Genomic DNA, 7,005 nt, shown 5'->3' with positions numbered 1-7,005 from the left:
GCTTAGACACCCAGTTCCTAATTCAGATCAGAGGCTTACGCCACTCCCGCCAACCCTTCAGGACACTTTTGGTGAATAAGGCGGGTTAGGCTTTACCCGTCGGCAGCTCGCCTTGCGTCTTGAAAAAATGGAAATCCAGGAATCCGCCTAGCGCGCGTTAACTCTCGCAACGCATTGCATATTGTGCAAAGAAGGTCTATAGGGAGGTGCGCCTTCCGGCAATAAGACCGGGAAAGCACGCAAAGTTGGGAGAATCGCATGAAATCGGTAGCCGTGGTCGGAGCAAATCTTGCGGGTGGCCGCGCGGTGGAGTCCTTGCGCCAGGCTGGCTTCGATGGCCGGATCACCCTTATCGGCGAAGAACCGTGGCGGCCCTACGAGCGCCCGCCCCTGTCCAAGGAGGTGTTGTGGGATCCGGCCAATGTACCGGACAATTTCTTCCTTCATGACGAGGCCTGGTACGCCGCCAACCGCATCGAAATGCGGCTTGGCACGCGTGCCGAAGCGCTCGACCTGGCGGCGAGCGCTGTGCGCCTGACGGGCGGAGACCTGGTCCAAGCCGACCGCATCCTGCTGACCACCGGTGGTTCCGCCCGCAAGCTCAACATGGAGGGTGCCGACGCCGCCAACGTGCATTACCTGCGCACCCGGGACGATGCCACCCGGATGGCGACGGACCTCAGGGACGGCGCCCGGATCGTCATCATCGGCATGGGTGTGATCGGGGCTGAAGTCGCGGCCAGCGCGGTCAAGCTGGGGTGCCGAGTGACCGCGATCGAACCGCTTGCCGCGCCTATGATTCGCGCGCTCGGGCCGCAGTTCGGGCAATGGCTGGGCGAGGAACATCGCCAGCGCGGCGTCGACACCCGCTTCGGACGCGGCGTGAACGCGATGAAGGTGCTTGACGGGCGGGTGACGCAGGTCGAACTCGATGACGGATCACTGGTGGATTGCGATGCCGTGGTAGTCGGGGTCGGGATAGTGCCGGAAATCAGCCTAGCCCGGGACGCAGGCATCGTCACCAATAACGGCATCATCGTCGATCGGCGGTGCCGCTCCAGCAATGAGAATGTCTTTGCCGCCGGCGACGTGGCCGAACAGGAGAGCTTCTTCGGCGGCCATATCCGCCAGGAAACCTACCAGAATGCTGCCGATCAGGCTCAGGCCGCGGCGCTCGCCGTGCTCGGGCAGGGCGTCGATTACTGCAAGCCGGTGTGGTACTGGAGCGACCAGTTCGATCTCAATATCCAGTTCTGCGGCCATATCCCGGTGCAAGCCGAGGTAACCCTGCGTGGAGACATGGCAAGCAACCAGTTTACCGCATTCTTCCAGTCAGGCGAGATGATCGAGGGCATCCTGACTGTCAACCGCGCCCCAGACATGGGCATCGGCAAACGGCTGATCGAGCGCCGAGCCAATGCCCAGGCCGCGCAGCTGGCCGATGCCGATGTGTCGCTCCGCGATATCCTCAAGCAGGCTGGTTAGGCTCGTAAGGCGGGCGGGATCAGCCGATCCCGCCACCTGCGACGTAGAGGGTTTGGCCGGTGATGTAGGACGCCTCGTCGGCGGCTAGAAAGCAGATCGCGGCGGCCAGTTCCTCGGGCTCGCCGAAGCGACCCAGCGGGGTATCGCGCAAGGTCTGCTCCATCACCTCGCCAAAGCCCTTGCGGTCCGCGTCGGAATGCGGAGCGGTATTACGCGGGGTGACACGGGTCACGTTGACCCCGCCAGGAGCCACGCAATTTACCCTGATGCCACAATCCTCCAGTTCCAGCGACAACGCAGCGGTCAGCGCCGCCACGCCACCTTTCGCAGCCGCGTAGGGCACGCGATTGACCCCGCGCGTTGCCACCGAGCCGATGTTGACGATCGCGCCGCGACCCGCCGCGCGCATGTGGGGCAGCACTGCATGGCAACACCACAGCGTCGGCCACAACGAGCGATTAATTTCGGCGACGATTTCTTCGGTGGTGTATTCCCAATAAGGCTTGGCCCAGATCGTGCCACCGACATTATGGACGGCCACGTCGATCCGCCCGAATTTATCGCTTACAGCGTTGTACAGGGCAGCGGCTCCAGCCTGTTGCTCGAGGTCGTGGATGGCGGGGTGAGCGTCGACAGATTCGGCCATAAGTCGCGCAACCGCATCCAGTGTCGCCTGTTCTGCACGATCGGCAACGACGACTGTGGCGCCTTCTCGCCCTAGGCGCTGGGCCGTAGCAAAGCCGATGCCCTGGGCTGCTCCCGTGACAATCGCGATCTTGCCTGCAAATCTTACGTTTGCGTCTGTCATCTCTGATTTCTCCAAACCCGCACCCGTCCGGCCGGAAGGGTGCAATCCTAGTCACATTCGGCTTCATAAATCCGCATTCCTCCCTTGCCAAGCCCGTGGGCAATGCGTTACATATTGGCTAATGATTGAAAATCTTTGGGAGATGTTGCGTGGCGCGTGAACTGCTGACTGCTGCTGATATAAAGGGTGCCTGGGCGATCGTGCCGACGCCCGCCAAGGAAGGTGCTACCGATTGGCGCGCCACTGATACGGTTAATGTCGACGAAGCAGCCCGCATGGTCAACGGCCTGATCGAGGCCGGAGTCGACGGCATCCTGAGTATGGGAACGCTGGGCGAGGCCGCGACCATGACGCTTGACGAAAAGCTCGTCTTTATGAAGACTATCGTAGATGCCGCAGCGGGCCGGGTTCCGGTGTTTGTCGGCACAACCTGTATCAACACCCGCGACACCATCGCGCTGACCCGCGAGGCAGTCGATATCGGCGCGACCGGGACGATGCTGGGCGTACCGATGTGGTGCGCGCCGAGCGTCGATGTCGCGGTCCAGTTCTACAAGGATGTCGCTGAGGCGGTGCCCGATATCAATATTGCAATCTATGCCAATCCCGAAGCATTCAAGTTCGATTTCCCGCGCCATTTCTGGGGTCAGGTCGCCGAAATCCCCCAAGTTGTTACTGCCAAGTATATCGGTGTTGGCACACTGCTGCCCGATCTGGCCGCAATCAAGGGGCGGATCAAGCTGCTGCCGATCGACTTCGATTACTATGGCGCGGCGCGGATGGACGATTCGGTCGATGCCTTCTGGACAAGCGGCGCGGTCTGCCATCCTCTCGTCAGTACGACATTGCGCGATCTCGTCGCACAGGCCCGCGCCACCGGCGACTGGAGCAAGGCCAAGACCTTCATGGGGCGGCTCGCGCCCACGGCAGCAACGCTGTTTCCCAATGGCAGCTTCAAGGAATTCTCCACCTACAACATTCCGCTGGAAAAGGCGCGGATGACCGCCGGTGGATGGATGAACGCCGGACCTTGCCGTCCACCCTATCACTTATGTCCCGAAAGCTATCTCGAAGGCGCGCGTAATTCGGGCCGGATGTGGGCCGAACTGGGCAAAGCGCTCGAAACAGAGCGTTGAAGACGGTCAGATAAACGATCACTGGAAATGCGGGAGCAAGAGGATGGCTGACGCGACCTTGACCTGGCCGAAGAATTATAACGAAGTTCCCAAGGCGGCCTTTACGCGATCGGATCTCTACTTGGAAGAGATCAAGCGGATATTTCACGGCCCGGAATGGCATCCGGTTGCGCACGAAAGCGAGTTGCCCAACCCAGGCGATTTCCGGACGATCCGCCTCGCAGGAATCCCGCTGTTGATCTCGCGGGATGAAGGGGGCGAGGTTCGCGTGTTTTACAATGCCTGCTCGCATCGCAGCAACCAGCTCGAAACTGCGGTAATGGGTAACAAAACCGAGTTCGAATGCCCCTATCACCGTTGGCTGTTCAGTGCCAAGGGCGAGCTTGTTGGATGTCCCAACCCGCGCGAATTCGTACCCGGTTTCGACAAGGCGGACTACCCCTTGGGGCAGCCGCGCTTCGATCTGTTCTACGGCCTGATATTCGTGACGTTCTCGGCTGAGACAGAACCCCTTGACCAGTTTCTCGGCGAAGCAGGAGAAACCCTGCGCGAACTGATGGCGGGCGACGGTCGCCTTAAACTGCTGGGCTATCAGAAGGTTCGCTATGACAGCAACTGGAAGGGTTACAACGACAACGACGGCTACCATGCCCCGCTGCTCCACGCGGCATTCAAGATGCTCAATTGGCAGGGCGGCAGTATACCGCCACGAAACGCGGCCATGTCTGTTTCGAGTCGGCACTCTCCGTGGCGAGCGGTCCCAGCGTTCTAAAAGATAAGGATCTGATTGCCTTCAAAGGGCAGGATCCATCAGTCGGGTCACGCATCGTCCAGTTGTTCCCGACTTTCGTTTCAACCAAACATCTCGACGTCATAAACCTGCGCTTCGCGACCCCAATCGATGCCGAAACGACCGAGGTCCACTACGCCTATTTCGCCCACCAGAACGACGATGCGGACATGCTTCGCCACCGGTTACGGCAAAGCTCCAATTTACTGGGTCCATGCGGTTTAATTAGCATGGAAGACGCTTCGATCTTCCACCGGATCCACATCGGCAGCCACACGCCTGGCAATGCGATCTTCCAGAAAGGCGTGCGTGATCCTGCCAAGCTCGAGTCCGAGTTTTCGCAGAACGATGAAAGCGGTAACCTTCCGCGCTGGGAATATTACCGCTCGGTGATGGGATTCGAAAGGGCACAAGCATGATGCTTTCGCCCACCAAACTGGAATGCGCTCTTGACCGCCTGCTGCTGGCGGACGCCAACGCGCTCGACAGCAAAGACATGACAGGCTGGCTCACTAACTATGCCGAGGAAGAACAGGCATCTTATTACTGCCGTGCGGCCGAGAACACAGAACATAACCTCGAACTCGGCTTCATGTTCGACGATTGTAGGGCGCGACTGGAAGATCGCGTCACTTATGTCACAGAGATCTGGGCAGGGACCTTTCAGGACTACCGCACTCGCCATTTCGTTCAGCGGGTCAGCCATCGGCAGGTCGATGCCAGCACAGCAGAGGCCATGTCCAACTTTTCGGTTTTCATGACGCCGATGGATACCGGGGTCACTCAAATTCTTGCCGCAGGTCGCTATCTCGATATGGTTCGGCTTTCGGGCGATGGTCGGGCCAAGTTTCTGTCCCGCCGTGCCGAATTGGATACGTCAGTACTCCCGCGATATCTTGTCTACCCGATATGAAAAGTTATGCAATATAGCTAAATATTCCAGAGAAATACCGATCTATATTATAGCTTTAGCAGTAATCTTCGGAAGATTTCGATATGAGTTCACAATGTAAGATGGTGAAATTGCCAAAAGATATCGCGGATAAAATTATACGCTTTTCAACTGGAAGAACGGATTCAATGTTACAGAAAGAGCTTGGGATAAGCTATAATACGTGGAGAAAAATTAAGCGAGGACAGCCACTTAGAGAAAGCTTAGCGGCAAGAATAATATCTAGAATTAGTATAATATAATCATATTCTTATCAAGAGATTAATTTTCCTTAATTTCCTTAATCTGTCACTGACATTATCGAGCACCATTTTTTTCGATGATCCGAAGCCATGTAGGATTTATGCGGCAAAAAAATGTCCTATCAATCAGTTCAAAGAGAGAACTGAAAAAAAGTGCGCGTCGCAAAAATATCGTAAACGTTGCGATGAATGCATTTTTAGAGAGTGGCTACGATAATGTCACTATGTCTGATATTTCTAGTATATTGGGCGGGTCGAAGAGCACTCTTTGGCAATATTTTGATCACAAGGAAGACATTGCTGTTGCCGCTATTGAATTGAAAGTTCAGTTATTTAGAAATTTTCTTGATCTCGATATTTCCGAATGTAGTAGTATAACCAGTATGTTGAATTTATCTTCGAAAAGATTTTGCCATTTCTTGATGCGAGATGACACCATCGAAATCGAGCGAATTATAATTATCAACAATCGGCGCATTCCCAAGTTAGGAAATATTTTCTACTCTAATACATTTTTGTATTTTCGAGATCAAGTTTCCTTATTTTTAGCTAATTCTTTATACGACGAAGATCCGGATGACGCGGCTATGCTGTTACTTGATCTTTGCACCTCAGGATTCAATCGAAGGTTGATACTGGAGTTGCGACACGCAAACAACATTCTAGCCGACCAAATCGCTGATCGCGCGGTACAGATTTTTATGAAGATTTACCATAAGTGCCTGGTTCGTCATCATGCGGATTGATTTCATAGTCTTGCGATACGTCGGATGACGATTTGAACGGGCGGGATGAAGACCCAAGCCTTTGCCGAAGCGATGGTTTTCTCGAAGTCCTCTGCTAGGCATCGGTTTCGGTTGAGCCATGCCAACGTCCGTTCGACCACCCAGCGGCCGGGCAGCACCTCGAAGCCTTTGGCGGTATCTGACCGTTTGATGATTTCGATGGTCCATTTCGCCATTCGCCGCAGAGCCTTCCTGAGTTTGTCGCCAGCATAGCCGCCATTTGCGAAGACGTGCCGCAGATACCAAAAGCGCGCGATGATTTCGCGTAGCACCATTGGGACTCCGTCGCGGTCCTGAATGTGGGGCGTGCGGATCACAGCATGCACCAGATCGCGTTCATTCTCAAGCAGGCCGAGGATGGTACGACCGTCGAGGAGGTGTGCCGCAAAGCCGGCATATCGGTTCAGACCTACTATCGATGGCGGAGCAAATATGGCGGACTGATGCCGTCGGAGACGAAGCGGCTGAAGCAGCTCGAGGAGGAGAATGTCCGGCTCAAGCGGCTCGTGGCAAACCTCAGTCTCGACAAAGAGATGCTGCAGGACGTCATCCGCCGAAAAATGTAAGGCCTGATCGAGCTCGGGAGATCGTTGGCTATCTGCGGGCGAACTACCAGGTGAGCGAACGGAGGGCCTGCGGCGCATTTCCGATCAACCGATCGACCCAGCGCTACCAATCCCGTCGCCTCGATCAGGCCGGTCTCAAGATGAAGATCAAGGAGCTGGACACCTTCTGTCATTGGGTGCGGGACTGCAAGGTAGATCGACTTGGGGTTCATGCTTCTGTCCGTGATCGACGCGTGGTCGT

General features: G+C 56.1%; 8 protein-coding genes and 2 pseudogenes. 8 read left to right on the top strand and 2 right to left on the bottom strand.

What is annotated here, in order from left to right; translation table 11 throughout:
• The first annotated feature begins 258 nt into the window (after positions 1–258).
• On the top strand, positions 259–1,485 hold the full coding sequence (locus tag K7W03_RS26055) for an NAD(P)/FAD-dependent oxidoreductase (RefSeq protein WP_008829811.1): 1,227 nt from the start codon (positions 259–261) through the stop codon (positions 1,483–1,485).
• Between the two features lie 19 nt (positions 1,486–1,504).
• On the opposite strand, the gene K7W03_RS26050 is transcribed toward K7W03_RS26055, so the two are convergent.
• Positions 1,505–2,293 (bottom strand): 1,6-dihydroxycyclohexa-2,4-diene-1-carboxylate dehydrogenase, encoded by a 789-nt coding sequence (locus K7W03_RS26050; protein WP_024020828.1) that lies wholly within the window; start codon positions 2,291–2,293, stop codon positions 1,505–1,507.
• 149 nt (positions 2,294–2,442) lie between these two features.
• Between K7W03_RS26050 and K7W03_RS26045 the strand changes: the two genes are divergently transcribed.
• From K7W03_RS26045 to K7W03_RS26030, 5 genes are all read left to right on the top strand, one after another.
• Positions 2,443–3,429 carry a dihydrodipicolinate synthase family protein gene (locus tag K7W03_RS26045; RefSeq protein ID WP_008829814.1) on the top strand — a complete coding sequence of 329 codons (987 nt, stop codon included), beginning with the start codon at positions 2,443–2,445 and terminating at the stop codon, positions 3,427–3,429.
• Positions 3,430–3,472: 43 nt separating this feature from the next.
• Positions 3,473–4,201 (top strand): aromatic ring-hydroxylating oxygenase subunit alpha, encoded by a 729-nt coding sequence (locus tag K7W03_RS27995; protein ID WP_226870533.1) that lies wholly within the window; start codon positions 3,473–3,475, stop codon positions 4,199–4,201.
• Entirely contained in the window at positions 4,177–4,638 is a 462-nt protein-coding gene (locus tag K7W03_RS27990; protein WP_226870532.1) for a hypothetical protein, read from the top strand. Before K7W03_RS27995 ends, K7W03_RS27990 begins: the two co-directional genes overlap by 25 nt.
• A complete protein-coding gene (locus K7W03_RS26035; protein WP_024020827.1) occupies positions 4,635–5,132 on the top strand; it encodes an aromatic-ring-hydroxylating dioxygenase subunit beta in 498 nt (165 codons plus the stop codon). The genes K7W03_RS27990 and K7W03_RS26035 overlap by 4 nt, the downstream gene beginning before the upstream one ends.
• A 358-nt stretch (positions 5,133–5,490) precedes the next feature.
• Positions 5,491–6,159: a TetR/AcrR family transcriptional regulator gene (locus tag K7W03_RS26030; RefSeq protein WP_082718776.1), complete on the top strand. Its 669-nt coding sequence runs from the start codon at positions 5,491–5,493 to the stop codon at positions 6,157–6,159.
• Positions 6,160–6,161: 2 nt separating this feature from the next.
• Here K7W03_RS26030 and K7W03_RS26025 read toward each other — a convergent pair.
• Positions 6,162–6,536 (bottom strand): annotated as a pseudogene (locus tag K7W03_RS26025) (transposase); the annotation flags it as partial.
• Between K7W03_RS26025 and K7W03_RS26020 the strand changes: the two are divergent.
• Positions 6,519–6,753, top strand: a pseudogene (locus tag K7W03_RS26020) (transposase); the annotation flags it as partial. The pseudogenes K7W03_RS26025 and K7W03_RS26020 overlap by 18 nt on opposite strands.
• A gap of 61 nt (positions 6,754–6,814) precedes the next feature.
• Positions 6,815–7,005 (top strand): hypothetical protein (locus tag K7W03_RS26015; protein ID WP_222887812.1); only part of this gene is annotated, 191 nt, incomplete at its 3' end.

Source organism: Sphingobium sp. PNB (genome assembly GCF_019873065.1).
Lineage (GTDB): Bacteria > Pseudomonadota > Alphaproteobacteria > Sphingomonadales > Sphingomonadaceae > Sphingobium > Sphingobium fuliginis.
This window is presented reverse-complemented; position numbering and strand designations above follow the sequence as displayed.